The sequence below is a fragment of the Mycolicibacterium rhodesiae genome (genome assembly GCF_002086695.1).
Lineage (GTDB): Bacteria > Actinomycetota > Actinomycetes > Mycobacteriales > Mycobacteriaceae > Mycobacterium > Mycobacterium rhodesiae.
The window spans coordinates 346,313-373,131 of record NZ_MVIH01000002.1; the positions used below are offsets into that span (position 1 = coordinate 346,313).

The following is a 26,819-nucleotide window of genomic DNA, read 5'->3' on the forward strand; positions in this document are numbered from 1 at the left end:
GCGCTTAGCCCACACAAACGGAGAATCGTGTACCCGGAGGAACGTCAGCAGGCGATCGCGGACCGAGTGCTGTCCCAGGGACGAGTGTCGGTCGCAGAACTCGCCCAGGCCTACGACGTCACCACCGAGACCGTCCGCCGAGATCTCGCTGCGCTCGACCGGGCCGGTGTGCTGCGACGCGTACACGGCGGCGCGGTCCCGGTGCGCGCACTACACGTGGTGGAGCCCGGGGTCGACGAACGGGAGACCACCCGTGCCGACCACAAGGAGGCCATCGCCAGGGCCGCCGCCGATTTCCTCCCGCTGTCGGGCGCCACCGTGTTGTTCGACGCCGGCACCACCACCGCACGGGTCGCGGCAATGCTGCCTGCCGACCGAGAACTGGTGGTGGTGACCAATTCGGTGCCGATCGCCGCGCGGCTGGCCGGAATGCCGTCGGTAAATCTGCAGCTGTTGGGCGGGCGGGTCCGCGGCCTGACCCAGGCCGCCGTCGGGGAACCGGTTCTGCGCACCCTCGACACGCTCCGGGTGGACATCGCGTTCATCGGCGCCAACGGGGTCACCGTGCGGCACGGCCTGTCCACCCCCGACAGCGAGGAAGCCGCGGTCAAACGCGCGATGGTGCGCTGCGCCAACTACGTCGTGGTGCTGGCCGATTCCTCGAAGATCGGCCGGGAGGAGTTCGTCAGCTTCGCCTCGATCGACCACGTCGACGCGCTCATCACCGACCCGGAGATCACCGCCGCCGACCGGGCCGCATTGACCGAGCAGGGCGTCGAAGTCGTCCTGGCAGGAGGGGAATCATGATCGTCACCGTCACGCCCAACCCGAGCATCGACCGGACGGTGACGCTGCCGACGACCCTGGTCCGCGGCGCCGTGCACCGGGTGCAATCGGTGACCACGGAACCGGGCGGTAAGGGCGTCAATGTCGCGCGGGCACTGACACTGGCCGGGCTCGACACCCTCGCCGTGCTGCCCGCCGCCCGCCACGATCCGCTTGTCACGGCGCTGCTGTCGTGCGCTGTGCCGTTCTACGCGGTGCCGATCGACGGCGCGGTCCGCACCAACCTCGCGATCACCGAATCAGACGGCACCACAACCAAAATCAACGAACCCGGCGCGGTGATCGACGAGATCACGCTCGCCGCGTTGACCCAGGCGATCCTCGATCACGCCGCCGAGGCGCGATGGGTGGTGCTGTCGGGATCGCTGCCGCCCGGTGTCCCCGACGGCTGGTACGCCGACGTGGTGGCTCAATTGCAGCCCTACGACTGCAAGGTGGCAGTGGACACCTCCGACGCGCCGCTGGCCGCACTGGCCGCCGGCTTCGGCACCGCCGCCCCCGACGTGATCAAGCCGAACTCCGAAGAGCTTGCCAGTCTGACCGGTGTCGACGCGCAGGCTCTGGAAGATGCTCTGGCCCATGGTGATCCGGACCCGGTGGTTGCCGCCGCTCAGTTGCTGATCGACCGCGGCGCCAAGACCGTGCTCGCCACGTTGGGCGCCGCGGGCGCGCTGCTGGTGAACGACACCGGCAGCTGGCTGGCCACGCCGCCGCCGATCACACCACGGAGCACCGTCGGCGCCGGCGACTCGTCCCTGGCGGGTTACATCCGCGCCGACGTCGGTGGTGCCGAGGCACCGGGGCGGCTGCAGATGGCCGTCGCCTACGGCAGCGCCGCTGCGGCGCTTCCCGGTTCGGCGCTGCCGTCACCGGCCCAGATCGATCTCGACGAGGTGGCGGTCACCTCGATATCGCCCTACCCCGCGCATCCCTAGACCCCGAAAGGCCACCATGACGAACTCCACGATCATCAGCACCGAGTTGGTGCTGCTCGACGTCGACGCCGGCTCGGACAAGGAGTCGGTGATCGGGCGGCTCGCCACCCGGCTGGCCGAAAGTGGCCGTGTCAATGACGGTGCGGCACTTCAGGCCGCGGCCATGGCGCGTGAGGCGCAGTCGGCCACCGGACTTCCCGGCGGTATCGCGATCCCGCACTGCCGATCGGCCGCGGTGTCCACGCCGTCGATCGGATTCGCCAGGCTGGCACCGAAAGTCGACTTCGGCGCACCCGACGGTCCGGCGGATCTGGTGTTTCTGATCGCCGCGCCGGACGGTGCCGGGGCCGAGCACATGAAGCTGTTGTCCAGCCTGGCTCGTGCGCTGGTGCGCCCCGAGTTCGTGCAGTCGTTGCGCGAGGCCAAGTCAGCTGACGATGTGGTGGGCCTGGTCGACGGTGTGGTCAACCCCGACGGCGCCACGCCTGCGGCCGCACCGGCCGCTACCGCGCCTGCTACACAGTCGAAGTCGATCATCGCCATCACCGCATGCCCGACCGGAATCGCCCACACCTACATGGCCGCCGATGCGCTCAAGCTGGCCGCCGAACGCGCTGGGGTGAACCTGACGGTGGAGACCCAGGGCTCCTCGGGCAGCACCCCGGTGAGTGCGCAGACCATCAGCAGCGCCGATGCCGTCATCTTCGCCACCGACGTCGGCGTCAAGGACCGGCAGCGGTTCGCCGGAAAACCGGTGATCGCCTCCGGCGTCAAACGGGCCATCAACGAACCCGACACCATGATCGCGGAAGCTGTTGCTGCCGCGGACAATCCGAAGGCCGCTCGAGTCGAGGGCAGCGCGGCAACCGCCGACAGCGATGCACCTGCCGGCGGGGTCGGATGGGGCACCCGGATCCGGCAGATCCTGCTGACCGGCGTCAGCTACATGATCCCGTTCGTCGCCGCCGGCGGTCTGCTGATCGCGCTGGGCTTCCTGTTCGCCGGCTACGACATCGCCAACACCCCGGACGGGGCGACCAAGTCGCTGGGTAATCTGATCGCCACCACCAACTCGCTGACCAACCTGCCCAGCGGGGGTTTCACGCAGTACCTCGGTGCGGTGTTGTTCACCCTCGGCGGGCTGGCGTTCAGCTTTCTGGTCCCCGCATTGGCCGGCTACATTTCGTTCGCCATCGCCGATCGTCCCGGTATCGCACCGGGATTCACCGCAGGCGCAGTCGCGGTGTTCGTCGGCGGCGGCTTCATCGGCGGTATCGTCGGCGGTCTGATCGCAGGCTTCGCGGCACTGTGGATCAGCAAGGCGAACGTGCCGCAGTGGGCCCGCGGATTGATGCCGGTGGTGATCATCCCGTTGGGTGCGTCCCTGGTGGTCGGCCTGTTGATGTTCCTGCTGCTGGGCCGCCCACTGGCCGCGATCACCTCGGGGCTGACCAATTGGCTCAACGGCCTCACCGGCGCCTCGGTGATTCTGCTCGGCGTGATCCTCGGCCTGATGATGTGCTTCGACCTCGGCGGCCCGGTCAACAAGGCGGCGTACGCCTTCGCGACCGCCGGGCTCAACGTCGCCGATCCGGCCTCGCTGCGGATCATGGCCGCGGTGATGGCCGCCGGTATGGTGCCCCCGCTGGCGATGGCGCTGGCCACCACCATCCGGCCCGGCCTGTTCAGTGAGCCGGAGCGTGAGAACGGCCGTGCCGCTTGGCTGTTGGGCGCCTCGTTCATCTCCGAGGGCGCCATCCCGTTCGCGGCTGCCGATCCACTGCGGGTCATCCCGTCGATGATGGCCGGCGGTGCCGTCACCGGTGCGCTGATCATGGCCTTCGATGTGACACTGAAGGCACCTCACGGCGGCATCTTCGTGTTCTTCGCGATCGGCAACCTGGTCTGGTTCCTGGTGGCGCTGGCCGCGGGCACCGCCGTCGGCGGGTTCGCCGTCGTCGCCGCCAAGCAGTTCGTCCGTAAGACGGCCACCACTCCGGTGACCGCCTAGTCAACGCAGTTCGAGAAACGAAACAAAGGAGTCTCATGCACACCAAGACCGTCATCGTCGGCTCGGCGATCGGATTGCACGCCCGCCCCGCCGCGATCATTTCGGAAGCTGCTGTCAACGCCGGGGTTCCGGTGACGTTGGCGGTGGACGGCGGCGAGCCGGTGGACGCCGGTTCGGCACTGATGATCATGACCCTGGGCGCGGGTAACGGCGCCCAGGTGACCGTCGCCTCCGAGGACGAGGCAGCCTGCAAGGCGATCGCCGAGCTGGTGCAGCAAGACCTCGACGCCTGATTCTGCTGCTGTCAGACAAGGCCTTGGCAGGATCTGACCAAATCCGGCGCCGACTGCGGCGGCACCCCGGGATGATCAGGTTGTCCGGGCCGCGGCGGGGGGCCGGGCCAGCATGCTGTGCAGAGGACACGCGTCAATGTGGTTGCACGCGAACATGAATGCGGGCACAAGACCTGTCAGCGCAACGCCGACGTAGCCGACGATCGGATCGAGTTGTTCGCCGAGGATGACCGAGGCCATGATCAGGACGAACCACCCGAATGCCTTGCGGAGTACCTCGGGGTTGACCCTGGCGGCGAACCTCGATCCGATCAATGCGCCGACCACAGCCGCGGCGGTCACCATCAGCGCCGTAGCCCAGTCGATCTGCACAACCGACAGGTAGCCCGCGAAGCCCGCGAACGAGTTCATCGCGATGACCGCCAGCGACGTCCCCACGGCGGCCGGCATCGCCAGCCCGCCCAGCAGCACGAGGGCGGGAACCACCAGGAATCCGCCACCGGCACCGACGGTTCCCGTGACCAGACCCAGCGCGAGACCCAGGGCAGCGGTCTTGGCGAGCAGCGCTGCGCCGGTGGGCGCTGTACCGGTCGGAGTTCTGCGCCCGCGCAGCATCGCGATCGCGGTGACCACCATGATCACCGCGAACGCCACGAGCAGCGCGTCGCCGGGGATGAATCGAGTCAGCTGGCCGCCGCTGTATGCGCCCACCATGGACGTGGTGCCGAACAGCAGGGCGGTCCGCCACTGCACCCGCCCGGCGCGGGCGTGTGAGATCGCACCCACGGCACTGGTCACGCCGACCACCAGTAGTGACGTCGCGATCGCATGTTTGGCGTCCATGCCGGCCACATAGGCCAGCAGCGGCACCGTGAGGATCGAGCCGCCACCTCCGAGTAGGCCCAAAGAGATGCCGACCGCAATCGCCAGCGCCACCGTCAACGCCACCATCGCATTCACCGGCCCTTCCAAACCCATACCGTGGGGGGTATCTACCGATCAACGGTATATACCCCGGGTGGTATGCGCAAGAGGGCTACGTCACATGAATGGAGGTCGCTCGGCAGCCCGTTTACGGGTGCAGCCTGGCCAGCACCGCTTCATAGGTGACCCATCCGACAAGGCAGCTCCGGTCTGGATTCAGCACCGGCAGACCACTGCCTCCCCGGCCCTTGAGCGCGTCGAGGATACGGCGGACATCGGCGTCAGATGCGATGGCGGCAACCGGCTTGACCAAGTCCGACACCGTGCTCGGGACGTCTACTTCATCAAGCGCCTCGGCCACATCCTGGGCCGTGACGCACCCGGCGTACTGCCCGTCCTTGGTCACCACCGGCAACATGCCGAACGTCGTCTGCGCCAGTGCCCTGGCGGCGGCGGTCATCGAACTGTCCACCGACAGGGGCTCTGGCGCAGGCACAGCGAGATCGGCAGCACGCAGGTCGGGCAATTCGACCGGCGGCTTGTCGAGGTCAACCCCCCGACGCCACAGCTTGGCCGTATAGATGGTGTCTTTCGACAGCAGATGCGCAGTACCGGCAGCCATCACCACAGCTGCCATCAACGGCAGGATGATCGAGTACTCGCCGGTGAGTTCGAACAGGATCACCACCGCGGTGATCGGCGCTCGTGTCGCACCGGCCAGCGCCGCGCCCATCCCGATCAACCCGTATGCCCCCGCGGTTTCGGTGATCGTGGGAAACAGGCCATGGGCTACGGTGCCGAACGCGGTTCCCGCCATGGCGCCGACGAACAACGTCGGCGCGAAAACTCCGCCGGAGCCGCCGATCCCGATAGTGAGGCTGGTGGCAAACATCTTGCCCACCATGAGAAGCAACAACATGCCAATCACGTACCGACCCTCGACTGCGTTCTCCAGGACCGGATAGCCGACACCGTACATCTGGGGCAGAGCCAGCAGGACGCCGCCGAGGAGCAACCCACCAACCGCGGGTCTGGCCCATTCCGGCCCACGCCACAGCCAGTCGCACAGGTCTTCCACCCGGTAGAGGATCTTCGAGAAGGCAACCCCGACCACGCCTACCGCCACGCCGAGCACCGCATAGAGGAAGTACTCGGCCACGTTGTGCACGGCGAACGACGGCAGCGAGAGAAACGGCTGGTTGCCCAGCATTGCCCGCCCCACGACGTCAGCGGTGACACTCGACAACACGACGGCGCCGAAAGACTGGGCGGCGAAGTCCCGAAGGATGAGTTCCATGGCGAAGAAGGGGCCGGCCAGCGGGGCGTTGAACGTTGCCGAGATTCCGGCCGCGGCCCCACACGCAACCAGAAGCCGGACCCGTGGGGTGTCGAGCCGAAGGATTTGCGCAATCGTGGACCCGGCCGCCGAACCGATCTGCACGATCGGCCCTTCCCGTCCGACCGAGCCTCCGCCGCCGATGCACAGCGCCGAAGCCAACGCCTTGACCAGGGTGACCTGGGGCGCAATCCGGCCACCCTTATGGCTGACGGCGTACATGACCTCGGGTACACCGTGCCCCCGAGCCTCCGGCGCGAACTTGTGCACGATGGGTCCGTAGATCGCCCCCGCGATCACCGGTGTCAGCAGGAGGAACCAAACTCCCAGAGCCGGCCAGTGCGCGCTTGGTATCCGCCCCAGCCCGGAATAGTCGTCGTAACCGGTGAACACCCTGGTGAAAAAAGTGATCAGGTATCGGAAGCCAACGGCGCCCAAACCCGTCACCGCGCCGACGGCGACCGCAAGGGCCACCAGCGCCGACGGGCTGTCCCGCAGCCAGCCGACGACCAGGTTGCGACTGGCCAACGGGATTCTCCGGGGCATTCCGAGTCCATCGGGCACTACTGCAGTATGGAATAGTTGCACACTGCTTCCTAATCGAGCGTCCGCAGGCGGCCCGCCGATCGCCCCGGGATGGGCCTGCTCGTCGTGAGCGGTCTCTCGACGACGACGCGGTGTGCTCGATATCTCTTGATCTGCAATATCATTCGGGATCTCGGTCCTGGATTGACATCAGCGATCCACCAATCCTGCTAGCCTCACACCATGCCGCGGCCGCGTCAGAATCATGACGTCGAACAGGGCGGCCGGTTGGGCGCTTTCATTCGCAGGTCCGGCTATCTGCGAAAATGGCTGATCCTCGGCATCTCCATCGGCATCATCGCCGGACTGGGAGCCGTCACCTTCTATCTCGCGCTCGACTACACCGGCCAATTTTTGCTCGGCTACGTCGGCGGTTATCAAATCCCCAAGCCGGTCGGCGACGGCGGCCAGCCGGGGTCACCAGGCTTCGTCCGTCCTTGGGCCATACCGCTGGTGACCTTCGGCGGCGCGCTGGTCTCGGCGTGGATCGTGGCCAAATTCGCCCCCGAAGCTGAAGGCCACGGGACAGATTCTGCAATCGAGGCGGTTCACAGCGACCCCCGGGCGATCAGGGGCCGGACGATCGTGGTCAAGACGATCGCCAGTGCGTTGACGATCGGTTCTGGAGGCTCGGGTGGGCGGGAAGGACCCGCGGCACAGATCTCGGCCGGCTTCGGCTCGTTGATGACGCGTTGGCTCAACCTCACCGATGACGATGGACGGATCGCAGTATCGCTGGGCATCGGATCGGGCATCGGCGCGATCTTCGGGGCGCCGCTCGGGGGCGCGGTACTCGCGGCCTCGATCGTCTATCGCGAAGACTTCGACTACAAGGTGCTGGTCCCCGGATTCATTACCTCGGCCACTGCGTTCTCCGTGTTCGGATCGATACTGGGATTCGAGCCGCTGTTCGGCTACGTGGCCTCCGATTTCCGATTCCAACAACCGGCGATCCTCATCTGGTTCGTCGTTTTGGGCATCGTCGCCGCGGCGTTCGGATATCTGTACGCGCGAATCTTCTATGGCACCGTCTCCGTGACCGCCAAGCTGCCAGGCAACAAGGTCATAAAGCCGGCACTCGGCGGTCTCCTCGTCGGTGTCCTCGCACTCGCCATCCCGCAGGTACTTGCCAGCGGATACGGGTGGGCGCAAAAAGCCTCCGACACAAGCACTCTGCTGTCCATCCCGCTGTGGATAGTCCTGTTGCTTCCGCTCGCCAAGATCGTCGCTACGTCGTTGTCGATCGGCACCGGAGGTTCCGGAGGCATCTTCGGCCCCGGTGTGGTCATCGGTGCGTTCGTGGGCGCAGCGATCTGGCGGCTGGGGCACGACATCGGGCTGCCGGGCCTGCCCGCCGGGCCCGGCCTCTTCGTGGTGGTCGGCATGATGGCGTGCTTCGGAAGCGTGGCTCACGCACCACTGGCCGTAATGATCATGGTTGCGGAAATGACCGGTTCCTTCTCGGTCATCCCGTGCGCACTCGTCGCAGTCGGGATCGCCTACCTTCTGATCTCACGCACGCCGGTATCGATCTACAAGGCACAGCGACTCAATCGAGACAGCGCCGGCGCCCAACGGGTGGCCGATTCGGCGCACGAGGTGCCACGCCCGCGCGACGACTTCGCGGGCTAAACAGGTCACCGTCTCAACACGATTCAGCAAAGTTCGGTGCTTTCGTGGGCGCCGCTCTGCGATCATCAGCGGAGATCGACCCGTCCGACGAGAAGGGTTCCCCAGTGAGAGCTCCAACGATGGCGCATCGACTGGCCGCAGAATTCATCGGCACATTCCTGTTGGTCTTGGGAGGTTGCGGCGCAGCGGTATTCGCCGCCAACCCTGCCGAGGACAGTTCGGTGGGGATCGGATTCCTCGGCGTCGCCTTGGCTTTCGGCCTCACCGTGCTCGCCGGCGTCTACGCTTTCGGGACGATCTCGGGTGGCCACTTCAACCCGGCGGTCACCTTCGGCGCCGCCGTGGCCCGGCGCGTGGAATGGAAAGCGCTGCCGGCGTACTGGGTGGTACAGGTCGTCGGCGGGCTGGCTGCCGGTGCGGTGATCTATTGGATCGCCAAAGGCAGAGAAGGTTTCACCCCGACCGGCCACATGGCCGCCAACGGATTCGGTGCGCACTCACCGTTTCACTACTCGCTGGCGGCCGTGGTGATCGCCGAGGCTCTTCTGACCTTCCTGTTCTTACTGGTGATCCTGGGTGCCACCGACGATCGCGCGCCAAAAGGCTTCGCCGGCTTGGCGATCGGCTTGATGCTGACGCTGATCCATCTGATCTCTATCCCGATCTCGAACACGTCGGTGAACCCGGCCCGTTCGATGGGTGTCGCATTCTTCAACGGAGACGGTGCACCCGCGCAACTGTGGGTGTTCTGGCTGGCACCGCTCGCCGGCGCGGCCGTGGCGGGTGCTCTTTACCCACTGCTGTTCGGCCGCGCCGAGGAGCTAGCGGACCGTCCGGTCCGTGACGACGCGCTGGACTCGAAAGGCTAGCTCTTCGACTTCGCCGCCTTGGCTGCGCCCTTCTCCGTCGACTTGCCCTCGTGTGCCAAAGTCCCACCGGCGTTTTCGAGATGGGCACGCACGAACCACTGGAACTTCTCCAGCTCGGCGGCGTGGCCGATGAGGATGTCCTGGGTCACCGGGTCGAGTTCCTCGGTCGCCTCGATGTTGTTGCGCAGGTCCTCGATGATGCCGTCGTACACCAGATCGACTGCGGCGAGATGGGCCTGCACCGTGTCGCGGCCGACGCTGTAGTCGTCCCACGTGCGGTCCTTGAGGATCGCACCCGGGGTGCCCTGGGGCGACGCGCCCAGCGTGGCGATCCGTTCGGCAACCTCATCGGCGTAGCCGCGGACCAGGTCGACCTGCGGGTCGATCATTTCGTGCACGCCGATGAAGTTGGGGCCGACCACATTCCAGTGCACGTGCTTCAAAGTTAGGTGCAGGTCGTTGTAGGTGCTCAACTGCTTCTGCAGGAGATCGGTCACCTTACGGGCCTTAGCTTCGGTCAATCCGGGAACAGTGAATTTCGCAGCCATTGATCGCTCCTTCCGCGTTTCAATCTCGACCGCCACATACCCGGGTTGTCGCGCGGGTAACCGGATGTAAGAGCCGCGTCACATATTGCTGATCTGCTGCACCGGCAGCCGCGGGCCGAAACGCGGCTTGTACGCCAGCCGGCTGGCCTCGAGCAGGCGCACCGCGCGGTACCGGTGCGGGCGCTCCGGCTCCAGCAACTCCACCATGCCGGCGTCATCGACCGGGGTGCCGATCAGTGTCCAACCGATCATCTTCGAGATGTGGTAGTCCCCGATCGACAGCGCGTCGGTGTCACCGAATGCGCGCTGCGCGGTTTCGGCCGCCGTCCAGACCCCGACGCCCGGCAGCGTGGTGAGCGCGTCGCGGGCATCGGTCGCAATCCGGCCCGACAACCGTTCGAGCGCATCCGCGCGTTGCGCGCAGCCGATGATCGTGCGGGCGCGGCCCGGATCGACGTTGGCGCGATGGAACTCCCATGACGGGATGCGACGCCAGACGTCCGCCGGCGGCGGCACCCGCATCCGTGCGGGCGCGGGGCCGGGCGCTGGGCTGCCGAACTTGGTGACCAGCAGCCGCCAGGCGCGAAACGCATCGGCGCCCGTGACCCGCTGTTCGATCACCGCGGGGATCAACGCCTCGAGTACCCGTGCGGTGCGGCCGAGGCGCAGATGTGGCACGCGTTTGGCGGCGGCCTGGATGACCGGGTGCTGCGGACGGTAGCTGGCGGGGTCGTCGTCGAGGCCCAGCAGCGCGGGCAGCGCCTCGACGAACTCGTCGGCGCCGTCGCCCCACGCCTGGCACCCCACGGTGTCGGGAGCGATGCGGAAGATCCGGGCCGTCACCGGCCCGCTGGGTTGCAGGCTGGTGCGCCAGATCGCACGCTCGCCGTCGAGCTGATAGCAGGGGTCGCCGGGGCCGCGGCGTTGCGGCGACAACGTCTGTCCCGGGCTGGCGGGGCCAGGAAAGGTCAGGACACGCTCGACCGGCACCTGGTCAGTCCGGTACGACGCTGATGTCGGCCTTGTTCGGGTAGAACGCAACGTGTCCCGCGATCGCGGCGACCGCCGGGTAGGGCTCCTGGTAGGTCCAGATCGCGTCCTCGACCGTCGCGTCGCCCGTGGTGACGCTGTAGTAGCTCGCCTCGCCCTTGTACGGGCAGTACGTCCGGGTGGTGGTGCAGGTCAGCACCGCGGGGTTGACGTCACCGAGCGGGATGTATTGCACGACAGGATAACTGGACTCGGCCAGGCCGAGCGCGGCGCGGGTGTCGGCGACGACCTCGCCGTTGACCCGCACCTGCACCCGCCCATTGGTCGGGGTGATCGTGATCGGATGGTCGGCGGTGGGCTCTTTGATCTCACGTGTGGTCATCGGGTGTCCCTCCTCAAGGCGTAGTGGGTGCAACACCGTCACGCACTCATGATTCCCACGCTACGGCCGCCGGGCGATCGCGTCCGCGATCACCGCGATCGGGGAGGTCGACGCCCGCCCGCCGTCCTCGTGCCGATCGGCGAGTTTGTATGCGGTGTACATGCCGCGTACCCCGAGCCAGCGCAGCGGCTCGGGTTCCCAGGTGGCCGAGTGGTGACCGACCCAGGGCAGCGCGGTCAACGGAGTGGACCGCTTGAGCACCAGGTCGGTCAGCGTCCGGCCGGCGAGGTTGGTCGCGGTGACGCCGTGGCCGACGTAGCCACCTGCCTCGCCGAGTCCGGTGGCCGGATCGAGGCTGACACCGGCCGACCAGTCCCGGGGGACGCCCAGCACGCCGCACCAACCATGGGCGATCGGCACCCCGCGGGTCTGTGGCAGCGCGGTGTTGAGCACCCCGGTCAGGTAGGTGATGGTGTCGGCGCCGACCGCGCCGTCGTTGTCGATGCGGGAGGCATAGCGATAGGGCACGGCCCGGCCACCGATCGCGATGCGATTGTCGGCGGTGCGCTGGGCGTAGAAGAACCCGTGCGCCAGATCGCCAAGCGTTTCCCGGCCCGCCCAGCCGATGGTCGCCCAGAGGTCGTCAGACATCGGCTCGGTGGCGATCATCGCGCTGTTCATCGGCAGCCAGCGCCGCCGCAGCCCACGCATCCGGGCGGTGAAGCCCTCGGTGGCCCGCAGCACGATCGGCGCGCGAACCACGCCCCGCGGAGTCTCCGCCCGGCCCGGGCTGATCGTGGTGACCGGGGTCTGTTCGTAGATGGTGACGCCGAGTCGTTCCACGACGTCGGCGAGTCCGCGGGCCAGCTTGGCGGGTTGGATGCGGGCGCAGTGCGGGTTGAACATCCCCAGCACCAGGCCGTCAACCCGGATCCGCTCGGCTGCTTCGGCGGCGGTCAATAGTTCGATGCCGTCGGTGCCCCACTCGCGATCCTCGTCGGCCTCGGCGCGCAGCCTGCGGGCCTGCGAGGGGTTGCGGGCCACCTCGAGGTTGCCGCCCTTGACGATGTCGGCCTCGATGCCTTCATGGGCGGCCACGTCGATCACCTCGTCGACGGCGGCGTTGAGGGTCTGCTGCCAGGCGACGACGTTGGCGCGGCCGTATTTCTTGGCCAGCAGCCCGCGGTGGCCCGGTGCCAGGCCGGACAGCCAGCCGCCGTTTCGGCCGGAGGCGCCGAACCCCGCGAACCGGGCCTCCAGCACCACGATCCGCAATGACGGGTCCGCCTTCTTCAGGTAGTAGGCGGTCCACAGCCCGGTGTAGCCGGCGCCGACGATGCAGACGTCGGCGTCGCGGTCACCGGGCAGGGCGGGACGCGGCCGGGGAAGCTCGGTGAACCAGTGCGACACGGCGCCGTTGATTGTGGCCATGGCAAGAATCTAGCCGCACCCGACGAACGTTGATCGCCCTCACTGGACGACGAGTTGTCCGTGCATCGCCGGGTGATAGGTGCAGTGGTAGGGGTAGGTTCCCGGCTTGCTGGGCGCGGTGAACGTGGCTGTGCCCTTGTCGCCGACCTCCACGTTGAACGCGGCGCCGGCATCGGCGGTGACGGTGTGCTCGACCCCGTCGGCATTGGTGACGGTGACGGTGGCCCCGGGCGACACCGGGGCCGGTGAGCTGAATTTCATGTCCGCGATGCTGATCGTCGGGCCGGCCGCGGACGGAGCGGACGACGGTGAGGCTTTGGTTCCCGCCGAACACGCCGCCACCAGGAGAACAGCAGCGAACGCGATGGCGAGGGACAGGGCAAAGATGCGTGGCGTCATACGCGGGACACGTATTCGCCCGCGGGCGGGTTCAGCGCCTGATCACTCCGACCGGGTTGCCTTCGCCTGCCGTTTCGCCTCGCGCAGCCCGACCCAGAAGCGCGCGGCCTCCCGAATGGATTCCTCGACGGGGCGCGGCTGCCAACCCAATTCCTGGACGGCCTTGCTGCAGTCCAGCGGCCCCTCGGCACGCATCAGCCGCAGCGAGCCCAGCGACAGCTTCTCGTCGGTCTTCTGCAGCCGAGCTTTGGCGGTGCCCAACGCGGCCAGCGCGTAGGCGACCGGCAGCGGGATCGTCTTCGTCGGCGGCGGCATGTTCGCCTCCAGAGCCGCGATGCGCGCCACTTCGGCGTTGCTGATCATCTTCTCCGAGATCAGGTAGCGCTCACCGACCCGGCCGCGTTCGGCGGCCAGGATCATCGCGCGGGCCGCGTCGTCGACGCCGACGGCTTCGAGTTCGATACCGCCCATCACGAACGGCAGCTTGCCGAACGCAGCCCCGGCGATGATGGCGCCGTGCGGGGTTCGCCCCCAGTCGCCGCCGCCGTAGGTCGTGGACACGCACATCGCGATCGCGGGCAGGCCATGTTCGCGGGCGTAGCGCAGTACCAGTTCTTCGGCCTGCACCCGGGACCGGACGTACGGGGTGAGTCCACGGTCGGTGATGATGTCGGCTTCCGTGACCGTCCGGCCGCGACGGCGCCCGACGGTGACGTAGCTGCTGGTGAAGATGAAGCGATGCAGGTTCGCATCCCTGGCGATGTCGAGCACATTGCGGGTGCCCTCGACGTTGGTGCGGAACAACGGTGCCGGATCGCGGAGCCAACCGCGGGCGTCGACCACGCAGTAGTAGACGTCGTCGACGCCGGCCATCGCCTCGCGCAGCACGTCGTTGTCCCAGATGTCGCCGACGAAGCGCTGCACGTCGAGGTCGTCGATGGAGATCGTGGAAGCCTTCGGCCGCACCATGACTCGCACCTGGTGTCCGTCGGCGACCAACTGCCGGGTGACGTGCGAGCCGAGGAACCCGTTGGCCCCGATGACGAGCTTGGGACCGCTCACTTGAAGCCGCCGTTGGCGCGCATCCAGGCGGCGGCTTCATCGTCCAGGGTGCCGAGCTTCTCGGCTTTCTTGCACCACTTCATGCTCGCCTGCAGGAACCGCAGTGGGTTGTAGATGTCCTCCTGGCGCGACCAGAGGCCGTCGCCGGCGTAGGTGACGATCGAGATGTTGGTGGCGCTGATGATCGTGCCGTCGCCGGGGTCGCGCATCGGGTTGTCCAGCTCGCAGATGACTCGCCCGGTCTCCTCGTCGAACACGGCCCACAGCGACGGGAACTCGGTCATGTAGCTGCCGGGGAAGCTGCCCATGGTCTTGGTGATCCAGGCGCGCACTTCCTCGCGGCCCTTCATCGTGCCCATCGCGTGCTCGATGTAGTCGACGTCGGGGGTGTAGTGACTCACCCAGGCGTCCCAGTCGTGCGAGCGGGCCGCGTCGGCGACCGTCTGCTCGAACGTTGCAAAAGCTTCCGTCAGTTCTTCACGAGAGAATCGCGCCACAGAGTCAAACTAGAACATGTTCTAGTGCGCATGTCGAGAATCTCACGATGAGGACGACGCGTCGGCGCCCGCACTCGGTCGACGGAAGATTACGGCTGCCAGTCCGATTCCGAGGACCGCTACGACTCCCAGCGCGGCAAGGGTGACGGTCCAGATCCGTCGATCCGTGAGTTCTTCGCGACACAACGACACGTAGTCGGTGTTGACGATGATGTCGTCATGCGGTTGGGCGAGACCTGGCGTTCCCGGTGCACCGGGCGGGCTGGGCATGTTCTTTCCACCCAGGACAGTCGCCTCGCGGGCGGCTGAGAGGTCGGGGGAGACCGCAATGCCACAGTCGACGCTCAGAGGTTCCGCAACGGTGGGACCGCGATTCCCGGGCCCCGCGGAGACGGGAGTGACAAGCCCTGCGATGCCCACGATCAACGCCGCCACACCGACAAACAGAACGATCCACCGAGTAATCATGTTTGTGCCCTACCCGCTCCCGCCGGCTTCACGCCCCACGGCGGCGCTTTACTGCCGCCACTGCCCACGCGGTTGCGGCTCAGCGGTCGGTCTTGCGGCGGTTGCGACCCTTGGCGGCGTACAACTCGGCGTCGGCCAGGGCGTACAACGCCGCGATGTCGGCGGTATCGCCGGGCTGCGACGCCACCCCGACGCTGGTGTCGGGGGTGTGCCGCCCGACGTCGGCGACGAACCGTTGTGCCAATGACGCATCACGGTCGGCTATGCAGGCGGCGAACTCGTCACCGCCGAGCCGCGCCAACACGGCATTGCGCGGCACCAGGTCGCGCCACCGGCGCGCGTGGCCGGTCAGGTGCTCATCACCCGCGAGATGCCCGCGGGTGTCGTTGAGCTGCTTGAAGCCGTCGAGGTCCATCACAACGACCGTGATCGTCGACTTCGGTGATCGCCTGCGCGCCAACAGGTTCCGCGTGGCGATCTCCCAGCCGGCCCGATTCAGCAGACCGGTCAGTGGATCGGTGCACGCACTGGTGACCAAGGCCCGCATCACCAGCCCGAAGGACTCCCCCGCGCCGACGATCGCGATGACCCAGATCAGGTAGTCGATGTAGAGCTTGGGCAGCGGCGCGACCGCCAGCCCTGCCACCGCGGCCAACGTCAGGAAACCGATGAGCACGGCGGCGCGCCGCGGCGGATAGAACGCCCGCAAATACATCGCCAGGAACATCGGCGCGATCAGACAGGCGAGCTCGGCGGTGATCGCGATGTGGAACGCCATCACCAGCGGGGTCGCAACGATGGCGGCCAGAGTGGCCGGTCCCGGGTGGTTCGGCTTGACGGCCAGCCAGATCAGCGCGGCGATGCCGAGCACGATCGCAAGCACACCTCCGAGCGGGTTCGCGTAGGTCAGTTCCGGGCGCAGCGGCCAGATGGTGAACACGACGCCGTAGACGTAGAGGAATGTCGTGAGCGCGAGATAGATGCGCAGCAACCGGATCTGCTGCGCGCCGTGGAAGTCACTGCCGGTGAAGTCCAGCAGCCTCACCCGGTACATGAGGCCCGGCGTCGAACGTGCATGGGAATGCAGATCTGGCGAAGCCGCATCGCGTCAAACTTTCCTGCTCAGAACCGGCCCCGGTGCCGACTGCCAAATTGTGACACCGAGGCGCGCACGCCGCAGTACGCGTCGGTTCTGACGGATCTCTGACGTGGGAACTATCCGAACGACCATTGAGGTTGATAGGTGCATGTCGCGCGATTACCACCGCAATCCCGCTGCCGTCTCCGCGCTGTCCCCCGAGCAATACCGGGTCACTCAGGAAAACGGAACCGAGCGGCCCTTCACCGGCGAGTACTGGGACAACCACGAGCCGGGCATCTACGTCGACGTCGTCTCGGGCGAGCCGTTGTTCGCCTCGATCGACAAGTTCGAGAGCGGCTCCGGGTGGCCCAGTTTCACCAAGCCGATCGAGACGTCCCCCGGAAAAGCGAACGTCGTCACCAAACGGGACTTCAGCTATCTGATGGTCCGCACCGAGGTCCGCTCGGCCGGTGGCGACAGCCATCTGGGCCACGTGTTCAAGGACGGCCCCCGGGCGCAGGGAGGGTTGCGCTACTGCATCAACTCCGCTTCGCTGAGATTCATCCACCTCGACGACCTCGAGGCGCAGGGCTACGGCGAATACCGACGTTTGTTCGAGACTTCCAAGGAGGACGCATGAGTCAAACCAAGAGGGCGATCCTGGCGGGCGGTTGCTTCTGGGGCATGCAGGACCTGATCCGCAAACAACCCGGTGTGGTTTCCACCCGCGTTGGTTACACCGGTGGCCAGAACGATCACCCCACCTACCGCAACCATCCCGGCCATGCCGAGGCCATCGAGATCGAGTACGACCCGGCGCAGACCGATTTCCGCGCGCTGCTCGAGTTCTTCTTCCAGATCCACGATCCGAGCACGAAGAACCGGCAGGGCAATGACGTCGGCACCAGTTACCGGTCGGCGATCTTCTACCTCGACGACGAGCAGAAGCAGGTCGCGTTGGACACCATCGCCGACGTGGACGCCTCCGGGCTGTGGCCGGGCAAGGTGGTCACCGAGGTGACGCCGGCCGGCGACTTCTGGGAGGCCGAGCCCGAGCATCAGGACTACCTGCTGCATTACCCGAACGGCTACACCTGCCACTTCCCGCGGGCGGGCTGGAAGCTACCGAAGCGGGCTCAGGTCTAGCCTTCGCGCTCTCCGCCGAGCAGACGCAAAGCACTCCGAAATCCGGCGTGTCGCCGGCACTTTGCGTCTGCTCGCGCTAGGAAACGCGGCGGTGTACCACGACGCGCCCACCCTTTTTCGGGGTGAACGCTACGCCCCGTGAGTGCCATTTCTCCCCGGGCGCGCTGGTGGTCGCAATCGTGAAGTGCCGCAACACCGTACGCAACACGACGTCCATCTCCATGTTGGCGAATGCCGCGCCGATGCAGCGCCGGGTTCCACCGCCGAACGGGACCCAGGCGAACGTGTTGGGTTTGCTGTCGAGAAACCTCAGCGGGTCGAAGCGCTCCGGATCTTCGAACATCTCCGGGTTCTCGTGCAGCTGGCACAGGCTGACCATCACTGAATAGCCTTGCGGCACCACCCATTCGCCGAGTTCATAGCTCGGCACCTGGACATGCCGGCCGGAGAAGTCGATCACCGTCCGATTGCGCTGGACTTCCAGGATCGTGGCCTGCCGGTAGGAGTTGTCCTCGGTGTCGGCCTCGGCGACCAACCGGCTCAGCACCTCGGGGTGGCGGGAGATCCGCTCGAAGGCCCACGCCAGCGTGGACGCGGTGGTCTCGTGGCCGGCGGCCAGCAGAGTCAGCAGTTCGTCGCCGATCTCTCCGCGCGTCATCGCCGAGCCGTCCTCGTAGGTGCTGCGCAGGAACAGCGACAGCACATCGGTGCGATCCTCGAGGTTGGGGTCGCTCTGCGCCCGGCTGATCAACGTGTCCACCAGGCTCTCGTACTCCCGGCGGTATTGGACGAGTCTTCCCCAAGGCGTCCAAGGCATTTCGCGTTTCGGCGAGGGCAACACGGCCAGCCGCGAACCCAGCGTCACCCACTTCGGGATCAGCTCGCGCAGGCGCTGCAGTTCGACACCGTCGGCACCGAAGATCGCACGCAGGATGATGTTGAGCGTGATGTGCATCATCGGCTCGAGCGTTTCGAATTCGGTTCCCTGCGGCCAGGATTCGATCTCGCGCAGGGTCTCCTCCACCACGATCTGCTCGTAGGCCCGGATGCTCTTTCCATGGAACGGCGGGGTGAGCAGCTTGCGCCGCGCCCGGTGCTCGACTCCGTCGAGGGCGAAGACCGAGCCCGGGCCCAGCAGCCGGCTCAGGTTGGGCTGGATGTTGTAGAGGATGTCCGGGCTGGTGGTGAAGATCTGCTTGGTCAGCGCGGGGTCCGAGACGACGACGGTGTTGCCGAAGACCGGGATCCGCACCGTGACGCAGCGCCCGTAGCGCCGGGTCATCCACTCGGTCGTGGGCCGGCGGGCGACCATGAACGCCAGGCTGACCAGTGCATTCGGCAACCCCGGCGATGGCGGCAACTTCGTTTCGGCACGGATCGGCGCGGCGACGGTTGACGCTTGGCTCATCGGTGAGGCCTCCCAGACATTGCGTGGTACCGCGTTGTACCACCGGCTTGTGGGGTACGGTACCCTTCGGTACCAGCCCTGACAAGAGTGGCGTGCGAAAGGAGGTCAAGTGACCACGACGGCCGTTCTCGAAGCTCCTGCCGTCGGCCGTAGCGACGACTTCCGGCGGCGGCTGCTCGACGGGCTCGCCGCATCTATCGAAGAACGCGGCTACCGCGACACCACCGTCGCCGACATCGTCCGGTACGCCCGCACCTCCAAGCGCACCTTTTATAGCGAGTTCGCCACCAAAGAAGACTGTTTCGCCGAGTTGCTCACCTCCAACAACGACGAACTGGTCGAGGCCATCAGCGCTGCGGTCGATCCGCACGCGCCGTGGCACGAGCAGATCCGACAGGCCGTCGTGACCTACGTCGAGCACATCGACGAGCGGCGGGCCATCACGCTGAGCTGGATCCGCGAACTTCCCGCGCTGGGTGAGTACGCCCGGCCCACCCTGCGCCGCGGCTTCTCGCGGCTGGCCACAATGATCGTCGATCTGTCCGCCAACGACGGATTCCGAACCGCCGGGCTTCCGCCGATCTCCCATGCAATCGCGGTCATCCTGGTGGGCGGCCTGCGTGAACTCACCGCGCAAACCATGGAGGACGGCGATCCGGCCGGCGACATCATCGAGCCTGCGCTGGCCGTCTCGCTCGCGTTACTGGGGCCGAGACCTACGGTTTGAGAACCACTTTGAACATGCCATCGGCTTTCTTCTGGAAGGTCTCGTAGGCCTTCGGTGCGTCGGACAGCGGAAGCCGATGGGTGGCGAAGGTGTCCACGCCCAGCGGATCGTCGTCGGTGAGCAGCGGCATGATGTCGGGGATCCAGCGCTTCACGTTGGCCTGACCCATGCGGAGCTGAATCTGCTTGTCGAACATCACCATCAGATTGATCGGATCCGCAGCACCGCCGTAGACACCCGACAGCGACACCGTCCCGCCGCGGCGAACCACCGCGATCGCGGTATGCAGGGCGGCCAGCCGGTCCACGCCGGCATTGCGCATGACCGCCCGACCCAGCGGAGACGGGAGGAATCCTGCTGCGGTCTGGGCGAATTCGGCAACGGGAGACCCGTGTGCCTCCATCCCGACGGCGTCGATGACGGAATCGGCGCCGCGGCCGTCGGTCAGATCCAGCACGCGTTCCACCACATCGCCCTCGCGTAGGTCGATGACCTCCTCGCAGTAGGGGCGGGCCCGCTCCAACCGATTGGTCACCAGGTCGATGCCGATCACCCGGTGCCGGTTGCGGTGCGCGGCCATTCGGCATGCCATCGACCCGATCGGTCCCAGTCCCAGCACCACCAGGGTGCCCCCGTCCGGCACGTCCGCGTATTCCAAACCTTGCCAGGCGGTGGGTAATACGTCGGACAGATACACGTACCGGTCGTCGGAGCCGCCGACCGGCACCTTGATGTGGGTGTAGTTGGCTTGCGGTACCCGCAGATACTCGGCCTGTCCACCGGCCACTTCGCCGTATAGCTTGGAGTACCCGAACAACGCCGCGCCGGTGCCCTGGTCGCGGTTTTGTGTTGTCTCACACTGGCTTTGCAGGCCCTGTCCACACATGAAGCAGTGGCCGCAGGAGATGTTGAACGGAATCACCACGCGGTCACCGACTTTGAGTTCGGAGACTTGGTCGCCAATCTCTTCGACCACACCCATGGCCTCGTGGCCGAGGATGTCTCCGGGCGACATGAAAGCACCGAGCACCTCGTACAGGTGCAGATCGGAGCCGCAGATGTTGGTGCTCGTGACGCGGATGATCGCGTCGGTCGGCTCCTTGATCTGCGGATCGGGGACGGTGTCGACCGAGACGTTGCGGCGGCCGTGCCAGGTCACTGCGCGCATGGGATCCTCCTCCACTTGGGGTCAGGTGCCCGCATGCCCGTTCGGTAGGTCCTCAAACACAGCGCGGAGTGACGAACGCGAACGGTCGCGCAAAACCCAGCGGCGCCAACCGACTGCGACGGATGTCGTCGATGGCGATGTCCAGTACTGCCCCGGAGGACGGCTCGTAACAGCGCAGGGCGGTGCCGTCGATCTCGACCAGCAGCACCCAATGGCGCGGCAGCACCGCGCCGATCAGCATCGCCACCGGCCAGCCCGCGGCCACCGCATCGCACACGTCGGCCAGCCGGTCGTCGCACCGGGCCGCTCGCCAGCGGTAGCGCACGCCGCGAGCGATGCTGTGCTCGGTCATCGCCCGTGCCACACCGGCCGGGGTGGCGCCCAGCGCGTATGGCCACACCACGTTGATCGCGCGGTGCACCCGAGCCTGCTCGGCGTCGAACCACCGTTGCGGCTGCTCGGTGTGCAGGGCGGCGCCGTACTCTGCGTCGAGCAATGCACCCGCCATCACGGCCACACTCGGCCCGCAACTCACGCCGTCACGCTGGCGAGGCCACCCGGACACATCCACTCGCTTCCGACGGTTTCATTCGGTGTCGGCGCGGCAACTCCGTTCGCACCTATCCCTGCACACACTGTGCCGCGCTTGTGCGGTTCGAGAAAGGATCTCTCATGGCGCTCGACGACGACGACATGACCACCTCCACCCCGGGCGGCGAAGGCACGGCCGACGGTGGCTCCAATCCCGAAGGCCACGACGGCGGCGCCGACGGCACAGCCGGCGGCAGCGGTGAGGGTCCCGCCGATGGCGGCTCGAACCCCGAAGGCCACGACGGCGGCGCCGACGGCTCGGCCTGACCCGCCGGATTCATGCTGAGCCGCTGCAGTGCGGTCGACGCGCAGACGTTCGCCGACCAGTACTGGGGCCGCAGGCCGCTCCTCAGCACAGCCGTCGACCTGCCCCGGGACTTCAGCGATCTGCTGTCTCCCGGGGCGGTCGACGAGTTGCTTGCCGAGCGCGGCGTTCGGGCACCGTTCATCAGGTTGGCTCGCGACGGTGAGATCCTCGCCAAGGACTGCTATCTCGGGCCGGCCGGGTTCGGCGCGGAGATCGGCGATCAGGTCGACTCGGCCAAGGTCCTCGCCGAAATGTCCGCGGGCGCAACGGTTGTCCTGCAGGGTTTGCACCGGCTGTGGCCGCCGCTGATCGACTTCGTCCGCGACGCCGTCGACGATCTCGGACATCCCGTGCAGGCCAACGCCTACATCACGCCGCCGGGCAACCGCGGCTTCGACCCGCATTACGACGTGCACGACGTATTCGTGCTGCAGATATCCGGACAGAAGCGCTGGGTGGTGCACGAGCCGGTGCACGCCCATCCACTGCCGTCCCAGCCATGGACACAGCACCGGGCGGCCATCGACGACCGGGTCCAAGGCGAGCCGGTGATCGACACCGTGCTGACCGCCGGCGATGCGCTATACCTGCCCAGAGGCTGGGTGCACGCCGCGCAGGCCCTCGACTCCACCTCGATTCACCTGACCATCGGTGTCTCGGCCACCACCGGTCTCGACGTGGCACGCGCGGTGCTCGACGAGCTGTCCACTGTCGAGGCCTTCCGCCGATCGCTGCCGATGGGCATCGCGGCCGCCGATCAGGACGAGACTCTCGCCACGGTCAACAAGGTGATGGCCGAGGTGGTGTCGGCCCTGCGGGACAACGCGGCCACCCTGAGCGGTGGGGCGGCCGCGCGGCTGTCCGACCGGTATGCCGGTCTCACCCGGCCCATCGCGGTCCGACCACTGGCCACCCTGAGCGCCGCCGCCGACGCTGACGGCGACGTGTGTTGGCGCCGGGGCCTGGTGGCCGGCCTGGATAGTTCCGACGGCCGGGTTGTGCTGCGACTTCCCGACCGGACCATCACGTTCCCCGCGTCCTGCGGCGAGGCGCTCTACGCGCTGCACCGCGGTCAGGTGATGCGGGCCGCCACCCTGCCGGGGCTCGACCCCGCTGACGGCGCGGTTCTGATCCGGCGCCTGCTCACCGAAGCGGTCGTCGTCCCCGCGCCTGCGCGATGAGCAGAGCCGGCCAGGGCTGCAGCGACCAGTCGCTGGCCCGCAACGACCCGATGTACGGGACGGCGTCGGCGGGCACGTCGTGGCTGTTGCTCGAGTTGGCAGGCGGCTGGGGACGTTCGGCCTTCCTGGATTCGCCGGCCTGTATCGACCCGGCGCTGGGGTTGGCCGTCGTGCGGCGCGCCGAGGCGGCAGGTATGCGGATCGCGGCGATCCGAAAGCACGGCCGCCGGGAGGCCACGCCACGGTGGCGCTGGTTCGTCGCGCACTGCGCCGTCGGCAGCGAAGCGTTGTACAGCGGCGAGGTCGCAGGCCCGCGCGAGTACCTCGACCTCGCACTGGACGGTTCCGACGGCACCGCCTCGACCGACCCGCTCGTCGCGGTCTGCGCCCACGGCCGCCACGACATGTGCTGCGCGGTGCGCGGCCGGGCGGCCACCGCGGCGATCTCCGCCGCGTATCCCGAATTCGCCTGGGAATGCTCACATCTGGGTGGCGACCGGTTCGCGGCGACCATGCTCGTGCTGCCTGAGGGATTGTGCTACGGGCGGGCGGACCAGGCCGACGCGCCCGAGCTGGTGAGCCGGTATCTCGACGGTCGGCTGGTCGACCGGTTCCTGCGCGGGCGCACGTCGCTTCCCCACGCCGTCCAGGCCGCACAACATTTCGCCCGCGAGGCGTTCGACGACGACCGGATCGCCGCGTTCCCGCCGTTGAGCGTCGAGCCGGGTGACGGCACCGTCCGGGTAGTGCTCGACGCCGAACCCGACCCGGTCGAGGTGGTGCTCAACGAAGAGCTCTCGGAGCCACTGCTGTCGCAATGCGACGCCACCGTGCCGGGCCGAGTGCGGATCTACACGCTCGCCTCGCTCACGACGGCGGGAAGCCGCCTGTCGCCACCGGGCCCCAGCGCTGCGGAGTGACCCGGATCAGGCACTTGCCCTGCTTGACCATCGCCGCCCGATACTCGTCCCAATCCGAGTGCTCACCCGCGACCGCGCGGAAGTAGTCGACCAGCGGTTCCACGGCGTCGGGCAGATCGATCACCTCGGCGGACCCGTCGATCTGCACGTAAGCGTCGTTGAACTCGTCGGAGAGAACCACCACACTGGCGCGCGGGGTGCGGCGGATGTTCACCGACTTGGCGCGACGTGGATAGCTGGCGATCACCAGGCGGCCCTGCTCGTCGACGCCGCCGGTCACCGGGGAGCTGTGCAGCGAGCCGTCGGCGCGGAAGGTGGTCAACACCATGCGATGCCGGGGTCGGACGAACTCGAGCAGCTGATCGAGGTCCACGGAGTCGGCGGTGGCGATCTTGGGCGACATATTCCCCACTCTAGGCCTGGTCCAGGCGGCACCGGGCGTACGTTTGTCTTTCGACCTCAGGAGGACACCATGAGCACGATGCGGGCCGAACGCTTCTATGCAGACACCAGAACCGTTGTGCTGGAGGATGTCCCGATCCCCGAGCCCGGTGAGGGCGAAGTTCTCGTCAAGGTGGCGTTCTGCGGCATCTGCCACTCCGACCTCAGCCTGATCAACGGCACTTTCCCCGCCCAGCGTCCGGTGGTGATCCAGGGACACGAAGCGTCCGGAACCATCGCCAAACTCGGGCCCGGTGTAACCGGGTGGTCCGAGGGTGACCGGGTGGTCGTCGCCGCGGGCCGCCCGTGCGGGCAGTGCCCCAATTGCCGCCGCGGCGAGTTGGCGACCTGCCTGCGGATGCAGCTCATGGCGTTCGCCTACGACGGCGCCTGGGCGGAGTACACCGTCGCGCAGGCCGCGGGCCTGACCCGCGTACCGGACAACGTGCCGCTGGAGCAGGCCGCGATCCTCGCCGACGCGGTGTCCACCCCGTTCGGCGCGGTGGTCAACACCGGCAAAGTCGTCATCGGCGAATCGGTGGGCGTGTGGGGCGTCGGCGGCATCGGCACGCACATCGTCCAATTGGCGCGGCTGGTCGGAGCGGTGCCGATCATCGCGGTCGACCTGAACCCTGCCGTCCGCGAGCGCGCGCTGGAACTCGGCGCCGATTACGCATTCGATTCGCGTGACCCGGATTTCGCCGACAAGCTGGCGCAAGCCACTGGCGGGCGTGGGCTCGACGTCGCGTTCGACGCCGTCGGATTGAAGGTCACCTTCGAACAGGCGCTGAACTCGCTGACCGGCGGTGGCCGGCTCGTCGGGGTCGGCATGAGCGCCGAATCCCCGACCGTCGGGCCGACGTCGATGTTCGGTCTGACCCGACGCCAGGTGCTCGGCCATCTCGGCTACCACAACAAGGACATCGAGACACTCGCTGCGCTGGTATCCCGTGGCAGGTTGGACCTGTCGCGCTCGATCAGCCAGATCATCCCGCTCGAGGACATCGCCGACGGCATTCGCATTCTCGAGCACGCCGAAGGCAATCCGATCAGGGTGCTCGTACAGCCTTGAGCACCGCCGCCGCTGCGACCGCTCTCGGCCCGATGGTGGTCGTGGCGGCCGATCAGCACGAGCCGAGGCCACTGGTGCACGACCCGTGGGCGGGCACACTGCTGCCCGCTCCGACCCGCTTCATCGCAGCAGCCACCCGATGGTCGCCGGTTCGCCGTGCGTTGCGGTCGGCGACCGACAGGCAGATCGACGGCGGGTGGGCGGGCTTCCTGTGCCGCAAACGGTTCATCGACGACCGGCTCGACGCGGCGGTCGCCGAAGGAATTGAGGCTGTCGTGATCCTGGGTGCCGGGTATGACACCCGCGCCTACCGGCTGCCCGCACTTGCCGGAGTTCCCGTGTGTGAAGTCGACCTGCCACGCAATACCGCGCGCAAGGCCGCGGCAGTGCGCCGTACGTTCGGCCGCGTCCCGGACGACGTCACGCTGCTGCCGGTGGACTTCGAGACCGAGGACCTGGCAGACATGCTGCAGCGCAACGGGTTCGGCCCCCACCATCGCACGTTCTACGTGTGGGAGGCGGTCACCCAGTACCTGACCGATGCCGCCGTGCGGCGCACGTTCGACTACCTGGCGCAGACGGCCCCCGGTAGCGGCCTGGCGTTCACGTTCGTCCGCGAGGACTTTCTGGCCGGCAGGAAGTTGTATGGCGCGCAGCGGGCCCGTCAGCAGTTCGTGGTGAAGGACAGGCTGTGGCGGTTCGGGCTCAACCCCACCGACGTCGGGCCGTTGTTGGCCGAGTACGGCTGGCGTGAGATCGATCAAGTCGGGCCGGCCGAGTACACGGCCCGCTATCTGCGCCCGGCTGGACGCACCGACGCGGTGTCCGAGATCGAACGAGCTGTATATGCCGAGCGCTGATCCGCCGTTCGACGCCCGGGAGCGGGTCGCGTTGTGCGATCTGCTCGAGGAACTCGGCCCGGATGCGCCCACCCTGCTCGACGGGTTCACCACCAAACACCTCGCCGCTCATCTGCTGCTGCGCGAGCGCGACCCCGTCGCCGCGCCGTGCCTGGTTCTGCCTGGACCGCCCGCTCGGTTCGCCGAGCGGCGCACCGCGGCCATGGCGCAACGCCGGGAGTTCGACTGGCTCGTGGACCGGCTGCGGTCCGGTCCACCCTTCGGCTTCTTCCGGCTGGGCTGGGTGCGCGACTTCCCCAGCCTCAACGAGTTCTTCGTCCATCACGAGGACGTTCGGCGCGCCAACGGCCTCGGTCCCCGGGAGGACATGGCTGCCGACCTGCAGGCAGCGCTCTGGCGAAATGTGGAGCGCGGCAGCGGCTTCCTGACGCGTCGGGTGCGCAAAATCGGAGTGGACCTGGTCTGGGGCACGCACCGCTGTCACGCCCGCACGGGCAGCCCCGTCGTCGAGCTCAGGGGGGCCTCCGGTGAACTGCTGCTGTACCTGTTCGGGCGTCAGGCCGCCGCACGCGTCGACGTCCTCGGGCCACCAGACGCCGTCGCGGCGGTAAGACACACCCGTTTCGGGATGTGAGCCCCACGACCTGTGGGCGCAAGCCTGACGCTCGGCAGAAACCTCCGATGGTGGCTAGGCTGGCGTCTTGCGGAA

30 protein-coding genes are annotated in these 26,819 nt (G+C 67.4%); 15 read left to right on the forward strand and 15 right to left on the reverse strand.

Annotated elements, in window-relative coordinates:
* Positions 1-27: 27 nt before the first annotated feature.
* The 4 genes from BST42_RS05495 to BST42_RS05510 are packed head-to-tail and all read left to right on the forward strand — an operon-like array spanning position 28 to position 4,085.
* Positions 28-807: a DeoR/GlpR family DNA-binding transcription regulator gene (locus BST42_RS05495; protein WP_083117561.1), complete on the forward strand. Its 780-nt coding sequence runs from the start codon at positions 28-30 to the stop codon at positions 805-807.
* The gene (locus BST42_RS05500; RefSeq protein WP_083117562.1) at positions 804-1,781 is read left to right on the forward strand and encodes a 1-phosphofructokinase family hexose kinase; all 978 of its coding nucleotides are present in this window, start codon (positions 804-806) and stop codon (positions 1,779-1,781) included. Before BST42_RS05495 ends, BST42_RS05500 begins: the two co-directional genes overlap by 4 nt.
* Positions 1,782-1,797: 16 nt before the next feature.
* The gene (locus tag BST42_RS05505) at positions 1,798-3,792 is read left to right on the forward strand and encodes a PTS fructose transporter subunit IIABC (RefSeq protein ID WP_083117563.1); all 1,995 of its coding nucleotides are present in this window, start codon (positions 1,798-1,800) and stop codon (positions 3,790-3,792) included.
* Between the two features lie 35 nt (positions 3,793-3,827).
* On the forward strand, positions 3,828-4,085 hold the full coding sequence (locus tag BST42_RS05510) for an HPr family phosphocarrier protein (RefSeq protein WP_036342539.1): 258 nt from the start codon (positions 3,828-3,830) through the stop codon (positions 4,083-4,085).
* A 75-nt stretch (positions 4,086-4,160) separates the two neighbouring features.
* Here BST42_RS05510 and BST42_RS05515 read toward each other — a convergent pair whose 3' ends face one another.
* Positions 4,161-5,036, reverse strand: coding sequence for a sulfite exporter TauE/SafE family protein (locus BST42_RS05515; protein ID WP_083117883.1), 876 nt, complete (start codon positions 5,034-5,036; stop codon positions 4,161-4,163).
* Between the two features lie 121 nt (positions 5,037-5,157).
* Positions 5,158-6,909 (reverse strand): chloride channel protein, encoded by a 1,752-nt coding sequence (locus BST42_RS05520; RefSeq protein WP_237159261.1) that lies wholly within the window; start codon positions 6,907-6,909, stop codon positions 5,158-5,160.
* A 204-nt stretch (positions 6,910-7,113) separates the two neighbouring features.
* Between BST42_RS05520 and BST42_RS05525 the strand changes: the two genes are divergently transcribed.
* Together BST42_RS05525 and aqpZ are read left to right on the forward strand one after the other, a co-directional pair.
* Positions 7,114-8,562 carry a chloride channel protein gene (locus BST42_RS05525; RefSeq protein ID WP_083117565.1) on the forward strand — a complete coding sequence of 483 codons (1,449 nt, stop codon included), beginning with the start codon at positions 7,114-7,116 and terminating at the stop codon, positions 8,560-8,562.
* A gap of 104 nt (positions 8,563-8,666) precedes the next feature.
* Entirely contained in the window at positions 8,667-9,431 is a 765-nt protein-coding gene (gene aqpZ / locus BST42_RS05530; RefSeq protein ID WP_083117566.1) for an aquaporin Z, read from the forward strand.
* Here the strand turns inward: aqpZ and BST42_RS05535 are convergent.
* From BST42_RS05535 to BST42_RS05575, 9 genes are all read right to left on the reverse strand, one after another.
* Positions 9,428-9,979, reverse strand: a complete 552-nt coding sequence (locus tag BST42_RS05535; RefSeq protein WP_083117567.1) for a Dps family protein — start codon at positions 9,977-9,979, stop codon at positions 9,428-9,430. The two genes, aqpZ and BST42_RS05535, sit on opposite strands and share 4 nt — an antisense overlap.
* A 78-nt stretch (positions 9,980-10,057) precedes the next feature.
* A complete protein-coding gene (locus tag BST42_RS05540) occupies positions 10,058-10,969 on the reverse strand; it encodes a DNA-3-methyladenine glycosylase family protein (RefSeq protein ID WP_083117568.1) in 912 nt (303 codons plus the stop codon).
* Positions 10,970-10,973: 4 nt separating this feature from the next.
* Complete coding sequence (locus BST42_RS05545) at positions 10,974-11,351, reverse strand: DUF427 domain-containing protein (RefSeq protein WP_083117569.1); 378 nt, start codon at positions 11,349-11,351, stop codon at positions 10,974-10,976.
* 60 nt (positions 11,352-11,411) lie between these two features.
* Entirely contained in the window at positions 11,412-12,782 is a 1,371-nt protein-coding gene (locus tag BST42_RS05550; protein WP_083117570.1) for an NAD(P)/FAD-dependent oxidoreductase, read from the reverse strand.
* A gap of 39 nt (positions 12,783-12,821) precedes the next feature.
* The gene (locus BST42_RS05555) at positions 12,822-13,181 is read right to left on the reverse strand and encodes a cupredoxin domain-containing protein (RefSeq protein ID WP_083117571.1); all 360 of its coding nucleotides are present in this window, start codon (positions 13,179-13,181) and stop codon (positions 12,822-12,824) included.
* 42 nt (positions 13,182-13,223) lie between these two features.
* Positions 13,224-14,243, reverse strand: a complete 1,020-nt coding sequence (locus tag BST42_RS05560; RefSeq protein ID WP_083117572.1) for an NAD-dependent epimerase/dehydratase family protein — start codon at positions 14,241-14,243, stop codon at positions 13,224-13,226.
* Positions 14,240-14,740 carry a nuclear transport factor 2 family protein gene (locus BST42_RS05565; RefSeq protein ID WP_083117573.1) on the reverse strand — a complete coding sequence of 167 codons (501 nt, stop codon included), beginning with the start codon at positions 14,738-14,740 and terminating at the stop codon, positions 14,240-14,242. The genes BST42_RS05560 and BST42_RS05565 overlap by 4 nt, the downstream gene beginning before the upstream one ends.
* 42 nt (positions 14,741-14,782) lie before the next feature.
* Positions 14,783-15,208, reverse strand: coding sequence for a hypothetical protein (locus BST42_RS05570; protein ID WP_207569444.1), 426 nt, complete (start codon positions 15,206-15,208; stop codon positions 14,783-14,785).
* A 79-nt stretch (positions 15,209-15,287) separates the two neighbouring features.
* A complete protein-coding gene (locus BST42_RS05575) occupies positions 15,288-16,253 on the reverse strand; it encodes a GGDEF domain-containing protein (RefSeq protein WP_083117884.1) in 966 nt (321 codons plus the stop codon).
* Between the two features lie 202 nt (positions 16,254-16,455).
* Between BST42_RS05575 and msrB the strand changes: the two genes are divergently transcribed.
* Together msrB and msrA are read left to right on the forward strand one after the other, a co-directional pair.
* A complete protein-coding gene (gene msrB / locus BST42_RS05580) occupies positions 16,456-16,929 on the forward strand; it encodes a peptide-methionine (R)-S-oxide reductase MsrB (protein WP_083117575.1) in 474 nt (157 codons plus the stop codon).
* Positions 16,926-17,435, forward strand: a complete 510-nt coding sequence (msrA, locus tag BST42_RS05585) for a peptide-methionine (S)-S-oxide reductase MsrA (RefSeq protein WP_083117576.1) — start codon at positions 16,926-16,928, stop codon at positions 17,433-17,435. Before msrB ends, msrA begins: the two co-directional genes overlap by 4 nt.
* Before the next feature lie 76 nt (positions 17,436-17,511).
* Here msrA and BST42_RS05590 read toward each other — a convergent pair whose 3' ends face one another.
* Positions 17,512-18,843 (reverse strand): cytochrome P450, encoded by a 1,332-nt coding sequence (locus BST42_RS05590; RefSeq protein ID WP_083117577.1) that lies wholly within the window; start codon positions 18,841-18,843, stop codon positions 17,512-17,514.
* A gap of 109 nt (positions 18,844-18,952) precedes the next feature.
* Between BST42_RS05590 and BST42_RS05595 the strand changes: the two genes are divergently transcribed.
* On the forward strand, positions 18,953-19,570 hold the full coding sequence (locus BST42_RS05595) for a TetR/AcrR family transcriptional regulator (protein WP_083117578.1): 618 nt from the start codon (positions 18,953-18,955) through the stop codon (positions 19,568-19,570).
* Here BST42_RS05595 and BST42_RS05600 read toward each other — a convergent pair.
* Both BST42_RS05600 and BST42_RS05605 read right to left on the reverse strand, forming a co-directional pair.
* Positions 19,560-20,738 carry a zinc-dependent alcohol dehydrogenase gene (locus BST42_RS05600; RefSeq protein ID WP_083117885.1) on the reverse strand — a complete coding sequence of 393 codons (1,179 nt, stop codon included), beginning with the start codon at positions 20,736-20,738 and terminating at the stop codon, positions 19,560-19,562. The genes BST42_RS05595 and BST42_RS05600 overlap by 11 nt on opposite strands.
* Positions 20,739-20,790: 52 nt before the next feature.
* On the reverse strand, positions 20,791-21,246 hold the full coding sequence (locus tag BST42_RS05605; protein ID WP_237159288.1) for a hypothetical protein: 456 nt from the start codon (positions 21,244-21,246) through the stop codon (positions 20,791-20,793).
* Between the two features lie 164 nt (positions 21,247-21,410).
* Here BST42_RS05605 and BST42_RS05610 point away from each other — a divergent pair, with 164 nt between their 5' ends.
* From BST42_RS05610 to BST42_RS05620, 3 genes are read left to right on the forward strand one after another with little or no spacing between them, the layout of a single operon-like run.
* Positions 21,411-21,596, forward strand: coding sequence for a hypothetical protein (locus tag BST42_RS05610; protein WP_083117580.1), 186 nt, complete (start codon positions 21,411-21,413; stop codon positions 21,594-21,596).
* 12 nt (positions 21,597-21,608) lie between these two features.
* Entirely contained in the window at positions 21,609-22,817 is a 1,209-nt protein-coding gene (locus BST42_RS05615) for a cupin domain-containing protein (RefSeq protein WP_083117581.1), read from the forward strand.
* Positions 22,814-23,737: a ferredoxin family protein gene (locus BST42_RS05620; RefSeq protein ID WP_083117582.1), complete on the forward strand. Its 924-nt coding sequence runs from the start codon at positions 22,814-22,816 to the stop codon at positions 23,735-23,737. The genes BST42_RS05615 and BST42_RS05620 overlap by 4 nt, the downstream gene beginning before the upstream one ends.
* Here BST42_RS05620 and BST42_RS05625 read toward each other — a convergent pair.
* Positions 23,685-24,140: a PPOX class F420-dependent oxidoreductase gene (locus BST42_RS05625; protein WP_083117583.1), complete on the reverse strand. Its 456-nt coding sequence runs from the start codon at positions 24,138-24,140 to the stop codon at positions 23,685-23,687. The genes BST42_RS05620 and BST42_RS05625 overlap by 53 nt on opposite strands.
* 69 nt (positions 24,141-24,209) lie before the next feature.
* Here BST42_RS05625 and BST42_RS05630 point away from each other — a divergent pair, with 69 nt between their 5' ends.
* From BST42_RS05630 to BST42_RS05640, 3 genes are read left to right on the forward strand one after another with little or no spacing between them, the layout of a single operon-like run.
* Positions 24,210-25,250, forward strand: a complete 1,041-nt coding sequence (locus BST42_RS05630) for a zinc-binding dehydrogenase (protein WP_083117584.1) — start codon at positions 24,210-24,212, stop codon at positions 25,248-25,250.
* Positions 25,247-26,110 carry an SAM-dependent methyltransferase gene (locus BST42_RS05635; RefSeq protein ID WP_083117585.1) on the forward strand — a complete coding sequence of 288 codons (864 nt, stop codon included), beginning with the start codon at positions 25,247-25,249 and terminating at the stop codon, positions 26,108-26,110. The genes BST42_RS05630 and BST42_RS05635 overlap by 4 nt, the downstream gene beginning before the upstream one ends.
* The gene (locus BST42_RS05640; RefSeq protein ID WP_083117586.1) at positions 26,097-26,744 is read left to right on the forward strand and encodes a TIGR03085 family metal-binding protein; all 648 of its coding nucleotides are present in this window, start codon (positions 26,097-26,099) and stop codon (positions 26,742-26,744) included. The genes BST42_RS05635 and BST42_RS05640 overlap by 14 nt, the downstream gene beginning before the upstream one ends.
* Positions 26,745-26,819 lie beyond the last annotated feature (75 nt).